General features: G+C 44.9%; 17 protein-coding genes and 1 riboswitch. Of the genes, 3 read left to right on the top strand and 14 right to left on the bottom strand.

The window, feature by feature from the left end; genetic code table 11:
- The 3 genes from IHV10_RS16930 to IHV10_RS23135 all read left to right on the top strand — a co-directional run bounded on the left by IHV10_RS16930 (nt 1) and on the right by IHV10_RS23135 (nt 1720).
- Nucleotides 1-261, top strand: a complete 261-nt coding sequence (locus IHV10_RS16930; protein WP_082861228.1) for a YgaP family membrane protein — start codon at nt 1-3, stop codon at nt 259-261.
- 18 nt (nt 262-279) lie between these two features.
- Entirely contained in the window at nt 280-1551 is a 1272-nt protein-coding gene (locus IHV10_RS16925) for an MFS transporter (RefSeq protein ID WP_197132222.1), read from the top strand.
- A gap of 64 nt (nt 1552-1615) precedes the next feature.
- Nucleotides 1616-1720 carry an EYxxD motif small membrane protein gene (locus tag IHV10_RS23135; protein WP_328086095.1) on the top strand — a complete coding sequence of 35 codons (105 nt, stop codon included), beginning with the start codon at nt 1616-1618 and terminating at the stop codon, nt 1718-1720.
- Here IHV10_RS23135 and purD read toward each other — a convergent pair.
- The 14 genes from purD to IHV10_RS16855 form a co-directional block, all read right to left on the bottom strand.
- Nucleotides 1698-2966, bottom strand: a complete 1269-nt coding sequence (gene purD, locus IHV10_RS16920) for a phosphoribosylamine--glycine ligase (RefSeq protein WP_197132219.1) — start codon at nt 2964-2966, stop codon at nt 1698-1700. The two genes, IHV10_RS23135 and purD, sit on opposite strands and share 23 nt — an antisense overlap.
- Before the next feature lie 626 nt (nt 2967-3592).
- Entirely contained in the window at nt 3593-5131 is a 1539-nt protein-coding gene (purH, locus tag IHV10_RS16915; protein WP_197132216.1) for a bifunctional phosphoribosylaminoimidazolecarboxamide formyltransferase/IMP cyclohydrolase, read from the bottom strand.
- A complete protein-coding gene (purN, locus tag IHV10_RS16910) occupies nt 5128-5718 on the bottom strand; it encodes a phosphoribosylglycinamide formyltransferase (protein ID WP_197132213.1) in 591 nt (196 codons plus the stop codon). The genes purH and purN overlap by 4 nt, the downstream gene beginning before the upstream one ends.
- Complete coding sequence (gene purM, locus IHV10_RS16905; RefSeq protein ID WP_197132210.1) at nt 5715-6755, bottom strand: phosphoribosylformylglycinamidine cyclo-ligase; 1041 nt, start codon at nt 6753-6755, stop codon at nt 5715-5717. The genes purN and purM overlap by 4 nt, the downstream gene beginning before the upstream one ends.
- Nucleotides 6756-6769: 14 nt before the next feature.
- Nucleotides 6770-8188: an amidophosphoribosyltransferase gene (gene purF / locus IHV10_RS16900; RefSeq protein ID WP_137791368.1), complete on the bottom strand. Its 1419-nt coding sequence runs from the start codon at nt 8186-8188 to the stop codon at nt 6770-6772.
- Nucleotides 8164-10395 (bottom strand): phosphoribosylformylglycinamidine synthase subunit PurL, encoded by a 2232-nt coding sequence (gene purL / locus IHV10_RS16895; RefSeq protein WP_197132207.1) that lies wholly within the window; start codon nt 10393-10395, stop codon nt 8164-8166. Before purL ends, purF begins: the two co-directional genes overlap by 25 nt.
- A complete protein-coding gene (purQ, locus tag IHV10_RS16890) occupies nt 10379-11062 on the bottom strand; it encodes a phosphoribosylformylglycinamidine synthase subunit PurQ (protein WP_197132205.1) in 684 nt (227 codons plus the stop codon). Before purQ ends, purL begins: the two co-directional genes overlap by 17 nt.
- Complete coding sequence (purS, locus tag IHV10_RS16885) at nt 11059-11313, bottom strand: phosphoribosylformylglycinamidine synthase subunit PurS (protein ID WP_137791366.1); 255 nt, start codon at nt 11311-11313, stop codon at nt 11059-11061. Before purS ends, purQ begins: the two co-directional genes overlap by 4 nt.
- Nucleotides 11301-12023 (bottom strand): phosphoribosylaminoimidazolesuccinocarboxamide synthase, encoded by a 723-nt coding sequence (purC, locus tag IHV10_RS16880; RefSeq protein ID WP_197132203.1) that lies wholly within the window; start codon nt 12021-12023, stop codon nt 11301-11303. Before purC ends, purS begins: the two co-directional genes overlap by 13 nt.
- A 340-nt stretch (nt 12024-12363) precedes the next feature.
- Nucleotides 12364-13656, bottom strand: coding sequence for an adenylosuccinate lyase (gene purB / locus IHV10_RS16875; protein WP_066390818.1), 1293 nt, complete (start codon nt 13654-13656; stop codon nt 12364-12366).
- On the bottom strand, nt 13653-14807 hold the full coding sequence (gene purK, locus IHV10_RS16870; RefSeq protein WP_197132201.1) for a 5-(carboxyamino)imidazole ribonucleotide synthase: 1155 nt from the start codon (nt 14805-14807) through the stop codon (nt 13653-13655). The genes purB and purK overlap by 4 nt, the downstream gene beginning before the upstream one ends.
- Nucleotides 14800-15285, bottom strand: coding sequence for a 5-(carboxyamino)imidazole ribonucleotide mutase (purE, locus tag IHV10_RS16865; protein WP_066390815.1), 486 nt, complete (start codon nt 15283-15285; stop codon nt 14800-14802). The genes purK and purE overlap by 8 nt, the downstream gene beginning before the upstream one ends.
- A 105-nt stretch (nt 15286-15390) precedes the next feature.
- Nucleotides 15391-15493, bottom strand: a riboswitch (purine riboswitch).
- Nucleotides 15494-15576: 83 nt separating this feature from the next.
- Nucleotides 15577-15780, bottom strand: a complete 204-nt coding sequence (locus IHV10_RS16860) for an NETI motif-containing protein (RefSeq protein WP_197132199.1) — start codon at nt 15778-15780, stop codon at nt 15577-15579.
- 3 nt (nt 15781-15783) lie between these two features.
- Entirely contained in the window at nt 15784-16311 is a 528-nt protein-coding gene (locus IHV10_RS16855) for a DUF2179 domain-containing protein (RefSeq protein ID WP_066390813.1), read from the bottom strand.
- Nucleotides 16312-16951: the final 640 nt, after the last annotated feature.

The following is a 16951-nucleotide window of genomic DNA, read 5'->3' as shown; positions in this document are numbered from 1 at the left end:
ATGAGACAAAATATTGGATTAGTTAATAGCATGATTCGTATTATTGCAGGTCTGACACTGCTTTCTGTTTATACAGCAAAACTGACAAGAAAACCTTACAAAGAGTCATACATCCTTATGATTTTAATGGGTGCGATGAAAGTAGCAGAAGGAATCGTTCGCTACTGCCCAGTGACTGACCTTCTTCACAAAAGCAAAGAAATGAACGACATGGATCTTGGTAACATCGCGGAAGAAGGTTCGCCGTTCAACCCTTCATAATAAGAAGGAGGCAGCACTATGCCCACTCATTCTTTATTAAAAGGCAACAGACCTCTGTTCAGTCTATTGGTCGTTGTCTTTATTACCCATCTTGGCTCGTATCTTGTCTTGCCTGTCCTTCCCATCCTGTTAAAAGTGGAAACCGGACTAACAGCAGCACAGATTGGGTTTACTCTCGCTGTTATCTCGATCTTCATGCAAGTAGGAAGTGTAGTCGGAGGCGTATTCGCTGACCGAACAGGCAGACGTTTTATCATCGCGCTTGGTGCTTTAATACGGGCTGGCGGGCTGATAGGTTTCGCTTATTTTTCAAGTTATTCACTCATATTGTTAACTGCTGCGATCAGCGGGCTTGGTCTTGGGCTCAATGCACCTTCCACAAAAGCATTTATTTCGTCTCTCGTTCAAGCAGATATGAGATCTACTGCTTTTTCATTACGCGGAATCTTTGCCAACATAGGAATGGCGATTGCAGGATTGACTGTTTTTGCTTTATTTACAGGAAGTTCAAAACTAATCTTCATCACCGCCGCTGTTATCTATTTAGGAGCAAGTGTGATCAGCTGGTTCTTCTTGCCTGCAGGCTGTGGGGACGAAAACTGCCGAAAAGTAAAGTGGAGTGAATATCGACAAGCGTTAAAAAACATTCCCTTCCTCGTTTTTGTGATCGCTACCATCTTTGTTTGGGCTCTTTACGTACAGTTTGCACTCGTGCTCCCGCTTCGAGCTGAAAATGTGTTATCTAACGGAAAAGATATAAGCATCATCTGGACCATCAACAGCATCACGGTCATATTGACTCAAACGCTCATTACCAAAAATATTATCCGAAACATCCATCCCCTCACTTCTGTTGGTATAGGGGCAATCTGTATCGGATCAGCTCTTGGAAGTTTGTATTTTGCGAACACTTTATTCTTCTTTGTTTTTACCGGTATCATCTTTATCACAGGCGAGATGTTGATCATGCCTACGTTGGATACATCGATCTCACAACTTGCGGCTGCTAAGTTTCTTGGCATGTTCTTTGGATTAGCAAGCGTCTTTACAGGGATAGGAGAAGCGATAGGAAATTCAATCGGAGGACGATTGTTTGAAGTCGCAGATGGCGGACAAAGTGCTGTTCCTTATGTGACGTACGTGATAGCAGGTTTTGTCATCTTTATTGGGATGCAGCTCTTGCGGCGGTGGAAACCGTTGTCTATTATACAACCACCCAAACCCATGGCAACCGCAGCTCCGAACACGGACTCGGCCACGTCTCATCCAAATCCAATTAATGAAGGCTGACGAACAAGGTTTTGATTAACCATTGTCCCTCAGCCTTCAACATTCCATATAGGAGGTTAGCCATATGAGTTACGAATATTTAATGGATACAGCTTTTCTCTACATTCTGCTGATTGGCGGAATCATCGCCATCTCGTTTGTGTTTATTAAGAAGAGACGTGCGAAATAGCTCGAAACCCGATATCTTTGCGATAGAATGAGCCTTCGCACGTGATTTTCTTCATTTCTTTATATACGTTCTCCTGAGCTTCATTTAGTGAACGTCCTTTAGAGGCTACCAATAATACTCGGCCACCATCCGTTAGAAGAGATTCATCTTCTCTTTTCGTACCCGCGTGAAACACGTTTGAATCACCTTGAATGTTTTCTAGCCCACTGATTTCTTGAGCTTCTGAAGACGAAACAGGGTAACCTTCGGATGCAAGAACAACACCTAGGACGGATTCTTCAGACCATTGAAGTTCCGGCTTTTTGCCGTTTAAAAGAGAGAGAAGCAGATCAGCTAGATCGTTTTTTAGTCGAGGCAGAATCACTTGTGTTTCAGGGTCACCAAAGCGTGCGTTAAACTCGATCACTTTCGGCCCATTCTTTGTTAAGATTAAGCCTGCATAAAGAATTCCTGTAAAAGGAGTTCCTTCTTCTTTCATCGCAGCAACAGTTGGCTGAACGATTTCTTTGATGGCTTTTTGAATATCAGCGTCAGAAATTTGAGGAACAGGTGAATATGCCCCCATCCCACCTGTGTTCGGACCCTTATCCCCATCATAGGCACGTTTATGATCTTGAGCGATCTCCATCGGAAGGAAAATTTCATCGTGCACAAAAGACATTAATGAAAATTCTTCCCCTTCAAGAAATTCTTCAACAACAACCGTTTCGCTCGCCGAACCAAAGCGTTTGTCTACCATCAGCTCATGTAGACCCTCTTCCGCTTCTTCTAAGGTCATTGCCACAATGACACCTTTACCTGCGGCAAGCCCGTCCGCTTTCAACACGATTGGTGCGCCTTTTTCTCGAACGTAAGCTAGAGCTTCATCATGATTCGTAAACGTTTCTGATGCAGCTGTTGGGATGTCGTACTTTTTCATAAGGTCCTTCGCGAACGATTTTGAGCCTTCGATCTCTGCTGCCGCTTTAGATGGACCGAAGATAACAAGGCCTTCTTCCGTGAAACGATCTACGATGCCTTCTAGTAGAGGCACTTCAGGGCCCACGAAAGTTAATCCGATTTCGTTTGTTTTTGCAAAAGTGACAAGCTCTTCGATGTTGGTTTCTTTGATGGAAACGCATGTTGCTTGTTGAGCCATGCCTGGGTTTCCTGGTGCAGCAAACACTTGTGTGACACTCGGGCTGTTGGCAAATTTCCACACGAGCGCATGTTCACGTCCACCTTTGCCGATTACAAGAACGTTCATGGTTGCTACCTCCTACTTAAAATGTTAAACAGTGTTTTCACGATGTCCTTGATAGTGGTTGATCTCCGTTCCAGGTACTCGCTTTCCGCGGGGCAGGCGGTGAGCCACATTCGTACGTTTCACGTATAAGTGTCTCACCCGCCCGCCTGTCCCGCAGGAGTCTCGCACCTTGCACTCCTATCAACTCTTCAATGAAGAAAAGAAAAGACTCTTATCTGTAAGATTTTTGCTTTTTTTACTATGTTTTTTCCTCTAGCAAGTTGATTGTAGCGGAAGGTTGCCTGCCTGCCACATGATGAGCTTCTTGCAAGGCATGCGACGAGGAAGTTCACTTCGTTAGCATAAACTTGTAGACGCAGGAGCAGAGAGACAATCTTTGAGCGGTCAGTTGGAGACTCCTAAGGGCGCAAAGCGGCAGTCCGAAAAGTGGAAGTGACTCGTTCAGCCCCGACAAGCAAAAGGGAAATGGGCTTGGAAGGCGCACTTTGACTTCTTGACCGTTTACCTTTTGACCTCGAGGGGCTAGTCACTGCAACTAGACAGGAGGCTCACCGTTCGCTCCATGGAAAGCGTGCAACCTGGAGCGGAAATCAACTACTTTCAGCTATACAACCTTCAGTAAAGAATTAATGCTTAAAGTGTCTTACGCCTGTAAACACCATCGTGATCCCGTGCTCGTCTGCTTTTTTAATCGAATCTTCATCCTTGATCGATCCACCTGGCTGGATGATCGCTGTTACGCCGGCGCGTGCCGCTGCTTCTACAGTGTCATCCATCGGGAAGAATGCATCTGATCCTAGAGCAGAACCTTGTGCACGTTTCCCCGCTTGCTCGATCGCGATTTTCGCTGCGCCAACGCGGTTCATCTGACCTGCACCAACGCCTACTGTCATTTCGTCTTTCGCTAAGACAATCGCGTTAGATTTCACGTGCTTTACCACTTTCCAAGCAAGCTTTAGATCTTTCCACTCTTGCTCAGTCGGCTGGCGCTTTGTTGGAATCGTCACGTTCGCATCATCCAAACCGTAAACGTCTTCCTCTTGAACGAGCATTCCGCCAGAAACGGTTGTGATTTTTTTTGCGATCCCTTTACCTTCTGTAAAATCTAGCTTTAATAGGCGAATGTTTTTCTTTTTCGTTAAAATCTCTAGTGCTTTTTCTGTAAAAGATGGAGCGATGATGATCTCTAGAAAAATCTCACTCAGTTTTTGCGCTGTTTCTTCATCTATTTCTGTGTTAGCAGCGATGATGCCACCAAAGATCGATACAGGGTCTGCTTCAAATGCACGGTTGTATGCTTCAAGAATGGTTGAGCCTGTACCTACTCCACATGGATTCATGTGTTTAACCGCAACAACGGCTGGATCAACGAACTCTTTTACGATTGAAAGTGCTGCATCAGCATCGTTAATGTTGTTGTACGAAAGCTCTTTTCCGTGAAGCTGTTCAGCGTCTGTTAAAGAGAGCGTGTTCTTCAGTGGCGTCGAATAAAACGCGGCTTTTTGATGTGGGTTCTCACCGTATCGAAGATCCTGTTTCTTTTCATATGTGACCGTGTAGGATTCTGGGTGCTCCTCTTCTACAGCTGCTGTTAAATACTCTGCGATTAACGCATCATAAGCCGCTGTATGACGGAACGTCTTCGCAGCAAGTCTGCGGCGCGTCTCTTCACTCACCGCTCCTGCACCATCAAGCTCACCCGCTACTGTCTCATAGTCTGCCGGATCGACAACGACCGTTACGTAAGCATGATTCTTTGCTGCTGAACGAAGCATGCTTGGTCCGCCGATATCGATATTTTCGATCGCATCAGCGAATGTAGTTCCTTCTTTGGCGATCGTTTCTTTGAACGGATAAAGGTTTACGACTACAAGATCGATTGGAGAGATTTCATTTTCTTGCATCGCTTTTTGGTGTGTCTCATTATCTCGAACAGCGAGTAAACCGCCATGAATTTTTGGATGTAGCGTTTTGACACGTCCGTCCATGATCTCAGGAAAACCAGTCACTTCAGAGATACCGATTACAGGAATTCCTGCGTCTTGCAAAGCTTTTTTTGTTCCGCCTGTAGAGATGATCTCTACGCCGTGTTGAGCTAGTTTTTCTGCAAAATGAAGTAATCCTTCTTTATTTGATACGCTTATGAGTGCACGTTTGATCGTCAATGTAAGATGCCTCCTACGGTGTCTTTTTGTAATAGTTTGTTGATGATAGCTGGGTACAATTGGTGTTCTGCTTTTTGGATGCGCTGCTGCAGGGTATCCTCTGTATCGCCTGGCAATACGGGGATTCTTACTTGTTCGATGATAGGTCCTGTATCCATTCCACTGTCTACATAATGAACCGTTACACCTGTTTCGGCAACGTTTGCTTTCAGTGCTTGTCCGACCGCATTTTTGCCCGGAAATGCAGGAAGATAAGATGGGTGGATATTGATGATACGACCTTCATACGCTTTTAATAATACCTCACCAACCAACCTCATATATCCTGCAAGAACGATAAATTCTACTCCATAGGATTGAAGTTCAGAAACGATTTCTTTTTCAAAATCAGCTTTTGATGCAAACGTTTGAGGCATGAACGAGTATGTTGGAATGTCAAAATGGCGCGCACGATCGATCACCTTTGCCCCCGGTTTATCACATACTAAAAGCTCGATATCCGCTTGAAGCTCACCTGCTTCAACCGCATCTACGATGGCTTGAAAGTTACTTCCGCTTCCAGAAGCAAATACAGCTATTTTTCTCATTCGATGTTTCCTCCACCAAAGATCACGCCTTCACCTTTTTTCACGCGACCGATGATGTAAGGCTTCTCGCCTGTTTCTTCTAAAAGGCGGATGATCGGGAGCATATTTTCTTCTGAAACCGAGAGCACCATTCCAATTCCCATGTTAAACGTTGTGAACATCTCTTTACGTGTGAGGTTTCCTTTTTCTTCGATCAGATCAAAGATTGCAGGTACCGGCCATGATCCATAATCTACTTCTGCTGCAAGACCTTCTGGCAGCATACGTGGAATGTTTTCGATGAAACCGCCGCCTGTAATATGAGCAACACCGTTCACATCAAACTGATTGAACACTTCAAGCAACGGTTTTACATAGATGCGAGTCGGTGTTAACAACTCTTCACCTAATGTTTTAGATAAGCTTTCAATGTGTTGATTCAGATCAAGACCGGCGTTTTCTAATAAAACTTTACGAACGAGTGAAAAGCCGTTGGAATGAAGACCGTTTGAAGCAAGACCGATCAATACATCGTTTTCAGAGATAGCAGCGCCATTAATCAGCTTTGATTTCTCTGCGATTCCGACTGTGAACCCAGCAAGATCGTACTCTTCACTGTCGTACATGCCAGGCATCTCAGCCGTTTCTCCGCCGATGAGCGCACATCCCGCTTGTTCACAGCCATCCGCGATCCCACTAACGATCTGTTCAATCTTTTCAGGGTGAAGCGTGCCGCAAGCAATATAGTCCAGGAAATAAAGCGGCTCAGCACCTTGCGCTACGATATCGTTTACACACATCGCAACTGCGTCTACACCGATCGTGTCATGCTTATCCGCCATGAACGCAAGCATCAGTTTCGTACCTACTCCGTCTGTTCCGGAAATGAGCACCGGTTCTTTATGTGAGAATCCGGATAGATCGAACATCGCCCCAAATCCACCAAGACCCGCTAATACTTCCGGACGCTTCGTTCTCTGTGCATGCTTCTTGATACGATCGACCGCTTCATATCCTGCTTCGATGTTCACGCCTGCTTGCTTATATGCTTCTGCCATCGTCTTCTCCCCCTTTAAACAAGCTCTTTTTCATATGGTAAAACAGTATCTGGATAAATTTCTGTTGGATATCGTCCTGTAAAACAAGCTAAACATTGTCCGCAGTTCGGTTCAGCATTCGAACGTCCGATGCCTTCCATCAATCCTTCTACGGAAATAAACGATAGTGAATCAGCACCAATAATCTCACGAATCTCATCAACCGAATGCTTAGATGCGATCAGTTCCGCGCGTTCGGACGTATCGATGCCGTAATAGCATGGATGCGCGATCGGTGGCGCTGTTATGCGCACATGAACTTCTGTAGCGCCCGCAGCACGCAGCATCTTCACAATTCGACGGCTCGTTGTTCCACGTACGATTGAGTCATCGACCATCACAACACGCTTACCTTCCACGATTCCTCGAACCGGTGAAAGCTTCATCTTCACACCTAGTTCACGAAGCTCTTGAGAAGGCTGGATGAACGTACGACCGACATAGCGATTTTTAATCAAACCGATTTCATATGGTATACCGGATGCTTCTGCATAACCGATCGCAGCAGAGATACTAGAATCAGGAACACCGGTTACAACATCCGCTTCAATCGGCGCTTCTTCATACATCTTTTTCCCAAGACTTTTACGAGCCGCATGAACGTTGATTCCTTCGATATTGCTGTCAGGTCTTGAAAAATAAATATATTCCATCGAGCACATGGAGCGTTGAACAGAAGTCGAGAACGTATCAACTCTTAGTCCGTCTTCATTAATGATCAAAAGCTCTCCCGGCTGCACGTCACGCACGTACGTTGCCCCAACCACATCGAACGCACACGTTTCAGATGCGACCACATACGCATCACCAAGCATACCGAGTGACAATGGGCGTAAACCGTTCGGATCGAGTGCAACCATCATCTCGTTCTCTGTCATCACTAAGAATGCATACGCACCTTTTAGCATTGTTAAAGCGTTTTGTACTTTTTCTTTTAGTGTAAAATAACCGCTGCGCTTGATCAGGTGAGCAAGCACTTCAGTATCTGAAGTGGTTTGAAAAATGCTTCCTTGCGATTCCAGCTGATGTTTTAGCGCGTTGGCATTTACAAGATTTCCGTTATGTGCAAGAGCAAGTGAACTTGTTTGGGAACGGAACAAGAGTGGCTGAACGTTCGCAAGCTCATTACCTCCTGCCGTGGAATACCGAACATGGCCGATTGCACCATGTCCGATCAATCCTTCGAGCTCCCCTTTGCTGAACACATCGTTAACAAGTCCGCTTCCTTTATGTGTTCTCAGGCGCTCACCGTCTGTTACAACGATACCTGCTCCTTCTTGTCCGCGGTGCTGCAAACTGTGCAGACCGTAATACGTGAGTTGTGCGGCATCTGGGTGACCCCAGATCCCGAACACACCACATTCTTCGTTTAAGCCTTTGATGTCAGCAAGCATGGGATAGCTCCTTTCCAGGCGTCTTGCATCTCCTGGAGCGTGCAGGATAACAACTCTTCACCCTGCTCATTATCGATCGCTAGACCGCTCTCAGAACGTACAAAACCTATGATTTTTGCGTCTTTTACAAGCTGTTGGAACTCATCTTGATGTTCAGGTTTTACTGTGACTAAGAAACGGGATTGAGATTCTCCGAAAAGACTTCCGATCGGCTCGTCTGTTAACGTCACGCTCGCTCCTACTTTTCCGTCCATCACAGACTCAGCAAGTGCGACAGATAGTCCGCCTTCTGCAACGTCATGCGCAGATTGGATCAAGCCTTTTTGAATCGCCGCTAAAAGCTCACGCTGTCTTGTTTCTTCCACTTCTAGATCGATGTGAGGCGCTTTACCAAAAATGCGTCCTTCTTTCATCTTCTGAAGTTCACTTCCACCAAATTCAGCTTTGCTTTCACCAACTAGATAGATGATGTCGCCCGCTTCTTTAAAGCTCTGAGTCATGATATGCTTCGTGTCTTCAATAAGCCCGACCATACCGATGACGGGCGTCGGGTAAACGGCTACACCGTTCGTTTCGTTGTAAAGAGATACGTTACCGCCGATGACTGGCGTTGCGAGTTTGTTACATGCCGCACTCATACCGTCAGCTGATTTCTCTAACTGCCAGAAGATCTCTGGCTTTTCAGGATTTCCGTAGTTTAAGCAATCTGTAACCGCAAGAGGCTGCGCTCCTGAACATACGAGATTACGAGCTGCTTCAGCAACAGCGATCATGCCACCTACTTCTGGATCCAAATAGAGATAGCGAGAGTTACAGTCAGTTGTCATCGCTAGCGCTTTTTTCGTTCCACGGATGCGGACGACTGCTGCATCGGATCCAGGTGCTACGACCGTATTTGTGCGCACCATATAGTCATATTGGTTATAAACCCACTCTTTGCTCGCGATCGTAGGCTGCTTCAAAAGAGAGAGCAACGTAGATTTGAAGCTAGTAATCTCTGGGAAGTAGTCTGCTTGCGCTTGGAACTCGCCATAATAAGTAGGTTCTTTTGATGGCTTATGATAAACTGGAGCATCTTCTGCAAGAGCATCTACCGGAACATCTGCTACGATCTCACCTCCATGCGTCAGACGCAGTACTTGTTCTTCAATAACCGTTCCAACCGTCACGCAATCAAGATCCCATTTCGCAAAGATCTTTTCCACTTCATGCTCACGGCCTTTTTCAACAACTAACAGCATACGCTCTTGAGATTCGGAAAGCATCATCTCATAAGCTGTCATTCCTGTTTCACGCTGTGGAATAAGGTCAAGGTTCATCTCGATTCCCATGCCCGCTTTACTTGCCATCTCAGCGGACGAACTTGTAAGACCAGCAGCACCCATATCTTGTATCCCAACAAGTGCATCACAATTGTGAATTAGCTCTAGGCACGCTTCCATAACGAGTTTTTCCATAAAAGGATCGCCGACTTGAACGGCTGGACGCTTTTCTTCTGACGCTTCAGAAAGCTCTTCCGATGCAAACGTTGCACCGTGGATGCCATCACGGCCTGTTTTCGCCCCAACGTACATCACAGAGTTTCCTGCACCCTTCGCTTGACCCTTTTTAATGTCTTTATGGTCGATCAAACCGACGCACATCGCGTTCACAAGTGGATTGCCTTCGTACGATGGATCGAATTGAACTTCTCCACCAACCGTCGGAATTCCGATACAGTTCCCATAACCTGCGATCCCCGCTACTACTTGCTCAAACAAATACTTCACACGCGGAGACTCTAGCTCTCCAAAACGAAGCGAGTTCAGCATCGCGATCGGACGCGCTCCCATTGAGAATACGTCACGGATGATTCCACCAACACCTGTTGCAGCTCCTTGGTAAGGCTCGATCGCTGAAGGGTGGTTATGCGATTCAATCTTGAAAACAACCGCTTGACCGTCACCAATATCCACGATCCCAGCACCTTCACCAGGACCTTGAAGGACGCGCTCACCTTTTGTAGGGAACTTGCTTAGAACAGGCTTTGAATTTTTATAAGAACAGTGCTCACTCCACATAACAGAGAACAATCCTGTTTCTGTCCAGTTAGGAGATCTGCCGATAATCTTTTCTACGAGATCAAACTCTGAATCACTTAAACCCATCTCACGGTATAATTTTTGCTTCTTAATTTGTGAACTTGTTGGTTCATGTTGCAGCGACATAACGTTCCCTCCAGCTCTTCACAATAGATTGAAATAATTTAAGACCATCTTTGCTACCTAAAAGCTCATCAACCGCGCGTTCCGGATGCGGCATCATACCTAGCACGTTGCCTTCTTCGTTCGTGATACCGGCAATATTTTCAACTGATCCGTTCGGATTGTTCCTATACGTGAATACGATCTGGTTGTTTGCCTTTAGCTGTTGCAGCGTCTCTTCATCGCAATAATAGTTGCCTTCACCGTGTGCGACTGGAACGGAGATCACTTCTCCTTTTTCGTACTGAGTCGTGAAGATCGTCGATGTGTTCTCAACGACTAGCTCTTCTGGCTGGCAGATGAATTTCAATGATTCATTACGGCGCATCGCTCCTGGCAGAAGTCCTGTTTCTAGTAAAATCTGAAATCCGTTACAAACACCAAGAACCGGTTTTCCTTCACGTGCTGCTTTAACCACTTCTGTCATCACGTTCGAAAATTGTGCGATAGCGCCAGAGCGTAGATAATCTCCATAAGAGAATCCACCAGGCAATAAAATACCGTCAAATTGATTTAAGTTTGTTGCGTCATGCCAGACGTACTCAACTTCAGCGCCGAGCTCATCTTTTACAGCATGATACATGTCAGTGTCACAGTTTGATCCCGGAAAAACGATTACAGCAAACTTCACTGTGCGACAACCTCCTCCACCTCGTAGCGGTAGTCTTCAATCACCGGATTTGATAAAAGTTTCGAGCACATGTTCACGATTTTCTCATCTAGATCGTAATCGCCTTTTTGAAGCGTTAACTCCAGATACTTACCAATACGTACATCTTCAACCTCTGACTGTCCCATTTTGTGAAGCGAGCTCATTACTGCCTTACCTTGTGGATCCAATACACTCTCTCTTAATGTTACATACACCTTTACTTTGTACATGATAGGCCTCCTAGACGTTGTAGTATTTTTTCATAAGCATCTGTTAAACTTCCTAATCCTCGGCGAAATACATCTTTATCGAGTTTTTCGTTCGTTTCTGCATCCCATAAACGGCAAGTATCAGGAGAAATTTCATCAGCGAGCATAAGGTTTCCGTTAGCATCTGTTCCGAACTCTAGCTTAAAGTCGACAAGCTTTACGTTCTTTTGAACAAAATAAGACGTGAGCACTTCATTAATCTGAATCGCTTGTTCTGAAATTTGGCTGAGTTGCTCTCGCGTTGCCAAGTTCATGATGTCGATATGTTCTTCCGTAATAAGCGGATCGCCAAGGTCATCGTTTTTATAATAAAATTCGACGATCGTGCGTGGAAGGATCTGTCCTTCAGGAATACCGGTACGCTTTGATAACGATCCAGCCGCGATGTTACGAACAACCACTTCTAAGGGGATGATGGTCACCTTCTTCACGAGCTGTTCGGTTTCGGATACTCGTTTTACGAAGTGTGAGTGAATTCCCTTCTCTTTGAGCAGTTCAAAAAGGATGGATGAGATCTCGTTGTTCAGTCTTCCTTTTCCTGCGATCTCGGCTTTTTTCTCGCCGTTGAACGCTGTTGCTGAATCTTTGTAGCTGACCCAGACGACTTCTTCGTCTGTTGTGCGGTAGATGCGTTTTGCTTTTCCTTCGTATAGCTGCTCTAACTTCTCCATCGTGACCCCTCCGTTATATGAAGATTACCAATATTCAATCTTTTAAAATAGGCAAAGAGAAAGAGAGCTCAATAAATCACTCTCTTTTTAGTTGAAGTACTGCAAAAAAGCTTGTTTAATCTTCGTAGTTTGAAAGAGGTTGATTTCCGTTTCAGATACTCGCTTTCCGCGGGGCGTGCGGTGAGCCCCTCGCCGCTATGCGCCATTGAGTGTCTCACCTGCCCACTCGTCCCGCAGGAGTCTCGCATCTTTCACTTCAATCAACTTTTCAATGATGTGCAAACGCTAAAGATTTAAAAACTTACCATTTTTAAAAGCAATTCTTCTTATATAAAACCCTTTAAAGCCCTAATCTGTCGAAGATTGTGTCTACGTGTGACAGATGATAACTGTAGTCAAAGCATTCAGAGATTTCTTCAGGTGTTAATTTTTCAGTAATTTTTTGTTCAGCTTCTACTAATGTTCTGAACTGTACGCCTTCTTCCCATGCTTGCATCGCTTTTGGCTGCACTGTGTCGTATGCTTCTTCACGTGCCATTCCTTTATCGATCAATTTTAGAAGAACGCGCTGTGAGTAGATCAATCCGTAAGTGCGCTCCATGTTGCGTTTCATGTTTTCTGGGAACACGGTTAAGTTCTTGATGATGTTGCCAAAACGGTTCAGCATGTAGTTCAATGCGATCGTTGCATCTGGTAAGATCACGCGCTCAGCTGATGAATGCGAGATATCACGCTCATGCCATAGAGATACGTTCTCATATGCTGTCATCATGTAACCACGGATTACACGAGCAAGACCAGTCATGTTTTCAGATCCGATCGGATTACGTTTATGAGGCATTGCTGAAGATCCTTTTTGACCTTTTGCAAAGAACTCTTCTACTTCACGCGTCTCACTCTTTTGTAGACCGCGAACTTCTGTTGCGAACTTCTCGATGCTCGTTGCGATAAGTGCCAACGTTGACATGTAGTGCGCGTGACGGTCACGCTGCAACGTTTGTGTTGAGATCGGCGAAGCTTCTAGTCCAAGCTTTTCACAGACATATTTTTCAACGAATGGGTCGATGTTCGCATACGTTCCAACGGCTCCAGAGATTTTACCGAAACGAACCGTGTCAGACGCTTGCTTGAAGCGTTCAACGTTACGCTTCATCTCTTCGTACCAAAGAGCAAGTTTCAATCCGAACGTTGTAGGTTCAGCATGCACTCCGTGCGTACGACCCATCATCACGGTATATTTATGTTCTTTTGCTTTTTCTGCAAGAATCTCAACGAAACGATCTAGATCTTTCGCTAAGATGTCGTTTGCTTGTTTAAGTAGGTAGGAAAGAGCTGTATCTACAACATCTGTGGAAGTTAGTCCGTAATGCACCCATTTGCGCTCTTCGCCAAGCGTTTCAGATACCGCTCGCGTAAATGCAACAACATCGTGACGTGTTTCTTCTTCAATCTCTAGAATTCGGTTAATATCGAAAGACGCATTTTCACGAAGCTTCTTTACGTCTTCTTTTGGAATATCACCTAGCTCTGCCCAAGCTTCACAAGCTAGAATCTCTACTTCAAGCCATGCTTGGTATTTGTTTTCGTCCGTCCAGATCGCTCCCATTTCAGGGCGTGTATAGCGTTCAATCATTGTGTTACCTCCGTTTTGTTATCACTTAAAAATAATGCGGACACTTTTTCTGCTTTTTCTAGTGCCTGTTCAATCGTATCACCTAAAACCGTGATATGCCCCATCTTTCGTTTCGCTTTCGCTTCTTTCTTTCCGTACAGATGAAGTTTCGCTTCTCCTAGATTTCCTATCTCTCGTAACACAGTCTCATGATGTTCACCTAATATATTGATCATCACGGCTGGTTTTATTAATTCGGTATTGCCGAGTGGCCAGTTGCATACGGCACGGACATGCTGATCGAACTGTGAAGTCTCACACGCCTCGATCGTGTAATGTCCGGAGTTATGCGGGCGTGGCGCCAGTTCGTTCACATAGATCGTACCGTCTTTTGCGACGAACATCTCTACCGCAAGCGTACCAACAAGCTCTAATTCCGTTGCGATTGACCCCGCTAGGAGCTTTGCTTGATCCGCTGTTGTGTTCGTGATGCGTGCTGGCGCGATCGTTTGATGCAGGATATTCTCTTTGTGTATATTCTCTGCGATCGGAAACGATTTAACCTCACCGCTCACACTTCTCGTTATGATTACAGATATTTCTTTTTCAAAAGCAACCCAAGCTTCCAGCACACAATCTGTCTCTTTCTCTAAAAGTGTTGCTGCAATCTCAAGATCACTTTCTTGCTTGATCACAAACTGCCCTTTCCCGTCATATCCGCCTCTGCACGTTTTTAGTACAGAAGGGTAACCCAGTTCTGCCACCGCTAGTTGTAGTGAACGAAGATCGGTCACAGGACGATACGGAGCTACAGGAACGCCTGCTTTTTGAAGCGTCTCTTTCTCTTTCAAACGGTGCTGTGTGACTGCTAAGAGGCGGCTTCCTTGGGGTAAGTTTGCGTTCTCTTCCAACCAGTTCGCACTCTCTGCATCTATGTTTTCAAACTCGTATGTGACGACATCGCTTTGTTCCGCCAATTTCTTGATGCCTGCTCGGTCGTCATAAGCTGTTGTAATTTGATGATCCGCAACTTGCCCGCATGGTGAGTTTTCACCTGGCTCTAAAACAACAACGTTCAATCCCATCTCACGAGCGCTCAATGCCATCATGCGGCCAAGCTGACCTCCGCCAAGTATACCTAGTGTTTGTTGTGGTCTTATCGTCTTAAACAAGAAGCTCACTACTTTCGATCGCCAGTTGTTGTGCTGTAGCACGGCGTTGTTTTAAACGTTGCTTAACTCCTTCATCATGTACAGCTACCATCTGTGCGGCTAGAAGTCCGGCATTCGCTGCACCCGCTTTCCCGATCGCAACTGTCGCGACAGGAACACCCTTCGGCATCTGAACGATGGATAACAGTGAATCCATGCCGTTTAGCGCTTTGGATTGAACCGGAACACCGATTACAGGCAGGATCGTTTTTGCTGCGACCATACCTGGCAAGTGAGCTGCTCCGCCTGCTCCCGCAATGATCACTTCAATCCCTCTATGCTCTGCTTCTTCTGCGTATTGAAACATGAGGTCCGGTGTACGGTGTGCCGAAACCACCTTCTTCTCGTAAGCTACTTCTAGTTCATCTAATAGGTCACACGCTTCTTTCATTGTTTCCCAATCTGAAACACTTCCCATGATCACGCCAACTTTAGCCATGGTAGCCTCCTTATTGTCAGAAAATATAAAAAAGTCCAGTTAGTATGCTTCTCCCTAATATGAGAGAAAGCAGCCAACTGGACATACGTATCCGATAAAAATAGACAGAAAGATGCTTTCCCTCATAGTCTGATGAAATAACGGTCATCAGGTAGAGACTTACGGGCCATATCCCCGAAATTATATGAGGGCTTTATTCTTCTGGTTTTATTGTAGCAATGATTGTGTTGTTTTGTCAACAAAAATCGAACATTAAGTTGTATATTACATTTAATGTTCGTGTTTTGGTCACTATTGAAGGAGTTTACCTTCAAATACAATTCGTTGTTCCTTTACTTCTGGTTCCATTCTGCCGTTGCGCTTCACTTCATGGAAAACGGGTTCCTCCATACGTCGTACTGGTGTATAGCCCTCTTTGGCCATACGATCCAAACAATCAGAGATCGTTTCTCCTGCTTCAACAGCAAACTTCTTTTTAGAAGGTTTCTTCTCCATCTGCTACCTCCTGATACCCTTAACCCAAAATCCACCATGAAACGCTTTTGGTTCATGTGAAATAATAAACGCCTTCGGATCCAAATCCTTAACCGTATTATATAGGTTCATTTCTGATTTACGTGATGTTAAGATCTCCATCATCAAACGCTGTCCTTCACGACCTTCAGCAAGCCAGTTTGTAACTCCATAGCCTTTGTTGCGAAGCTCGTTCGGCAGGCCGCCTTCGAGATTTGTCGTGATTACGTTAACAGTAGTATATCCAAGTGCAAGCTTTTCTTCAATCTTCATTCCTACTAAAACACCAATTCCATAACCAACCGCATACGCAATCAAGTTTTGAATCTCATTTAAGTTATCAAGAACCAGCCCGAGGCCCACCACATAGATAATGACCTCAAACACACTAATAAAGGCAGCTAAGTACCTTTGTCCTTTCAACGTCAGGATCATCCTGATCGTAAAAAACGATACATATACAATATTGATCAATAAAATGATCCCAACCATGACGAACGCATTATCTAACATGATGGCAAGCCTCCCAAGGTGAAAAATACTTCGTTAAGGATAACACTTTTTGGACAAGTTGGAAACTGGAGAATTGATGCAAATGCAGTTGATGTTTTTAGGGGAGTTTAGTAGGAAGTTTGGCGGATATCTCTATTGAAAGTTTGGTGGCCACCAAACTTCCTTTTTCATGGTTTGATGGTGTTGATTTAGCTGTTTGTGTGCTATTAGGAGTATCAGCAATCATTTTTTGCTGAAGAATATCGCGTGTTGGAAGATGGCTCTGGCCATCTTCTTCCTATTTTGAGGGTTTTGAGGGGGGAGTGAAGCATTAAGCGTGCGTTCCGAGAATACCACACTGGGTATCTCCTGACCCTAATTAAGTCTAAATAAGAAAAATTAAGTCTAAATGAGAGCGAATTAAGTCGGGACGAACCTCATTAAGTCTAAAATCAAAAATAAAGGCCATTCGCTAAATTCCGACAATCCATCTTAGTTCTATTTTGTACCTAAATTAAATTTATTGATCTATTTTATTTATTGTTTACTAAACAAACAAAAAAAAGATGGAACGAACATAAAGTTCGTCCCACCTTCTTTGCCTAGCGACGTCCTACTCTAACAGGGGGAAACCCCCAACTACCATCGGCGCTAAAGAGCT

The sequence above is a fragment of the Fictibacillus sp. 5RED26 genome (assembly GCF_015903895.1).
In the GTDB taxonomy this organism is placed as follows: Bacteria; Bacillota; Bacilli; order Bacillales; family Fictibacillaceae; genus Fictibacillus; species Fictibacillus phosphorivorans.
Note: the sequence above shows the minus strand (reverse complement) of the source record. Positions and strands in the feature narration are given on the sequence as shown.

What these genes read in the sequence shown, in the direction of transcription:
- purD (WP_197132219.1), bottom strand. Translation starts at nt 2,966, where the DNA reads ATGAACGTTCTTGTAATCGGCAAAGGTGGACGTGAACATGCGCTCGTG.
- purB (WP_066390818.1), bottom strand. Translation starts at nt 13,656, where the DNA reads ATGATTGAACGCTATACACGCCCTGAAATGGGAGCGATCTGGACGGAC.
- purN (WP_197132213.1), bottom strand. Translation starts at nt 5,718, where the DNA reads ATGAGAAAAATAGCTGTATTTGCTTCTGGAAGCGGAAGTAACTTTCAA.
- purS (WP_137791366.1), bottom strand. Translation starts at nt 11,313, where the DNA reads ATGTACAAAGTAAAGGTGTATGTAACATTAAGAGAGAGTGTATTGGAT.
- purF (WP_137791368.1), bottom strand. Translation starts at nt 8,188, where the DNA reads ATGCTTGCTGACATCAAAGGCTTAAACGAAGAATGTGGTGTGTTCGGG.
- IHV10_RS16855 (WP_066390813.1), bottom strand. Translation starts at nt 16,311, where the DNA reads ATGTTAGATAATGCGTTCGTCATGGTTGGGATCATTTTATTGATCAAT.
- purM (WP_197132210.1), bottom strand. Translation starts at nt 6,755, where the DNA reads ATGGCAGAAGCATATAAGCAAGCAGGCGTGAACATCGAAGCAGGATAT.
- IHV10_RS23135 (WP_328086095.1), top strand. Translation starts at nt 1,616, where the DNA reads ATGAGTTACGAATATTTAATGGATACAGCTTTTCTCTACATTCTGCTG.
- purC (WP_197132203.1), bottom strand. Translation starts at nt 12,023, where the DNA reads ATGGAGAAGTTAGAGCAGCTATACGAAGGAAAAGCAAAACGCATCTAC.
- purE (WP_066390815.1), bottom strand. Translation starts at nt 15,285, where the DNA reads ATGGCTAAAGTTGGCGTGATCATGGGAAGTGTTTCAGATTGGGAAACA.
- IHV10_RS16925 (WP_197132222.1), top strand. Translation starts at nt 280, where the DNA reads ATGCCCACTCATTCTTTATTAAAAGGCAACAGACCTCTGTTCAGTCTA.
- IHV10_RS16860 (WP_197132199.1), bottom strand. Translation starts at nt 15,780, where the DNA reads ATGGAGAAGAAACCTTCTAAAAAGAAGTTTGCTGTTGAAGCAGGAGAA.
- IHV10_RS16930 (WP_082861228.1), top strand. Translation starts at nt 1, where the DNA reads ATGAGACAAAATATTGGATTAGTTAATAGCATGATTCGTATTATTGCA.
- purL (WP_197132207.1), bottom strand. Translation starts at nt 10,395, where the DNA reads ATGTCGCTGCAACATGAACCAACAAGTTCACAAATTAAGAAGCAAAAA.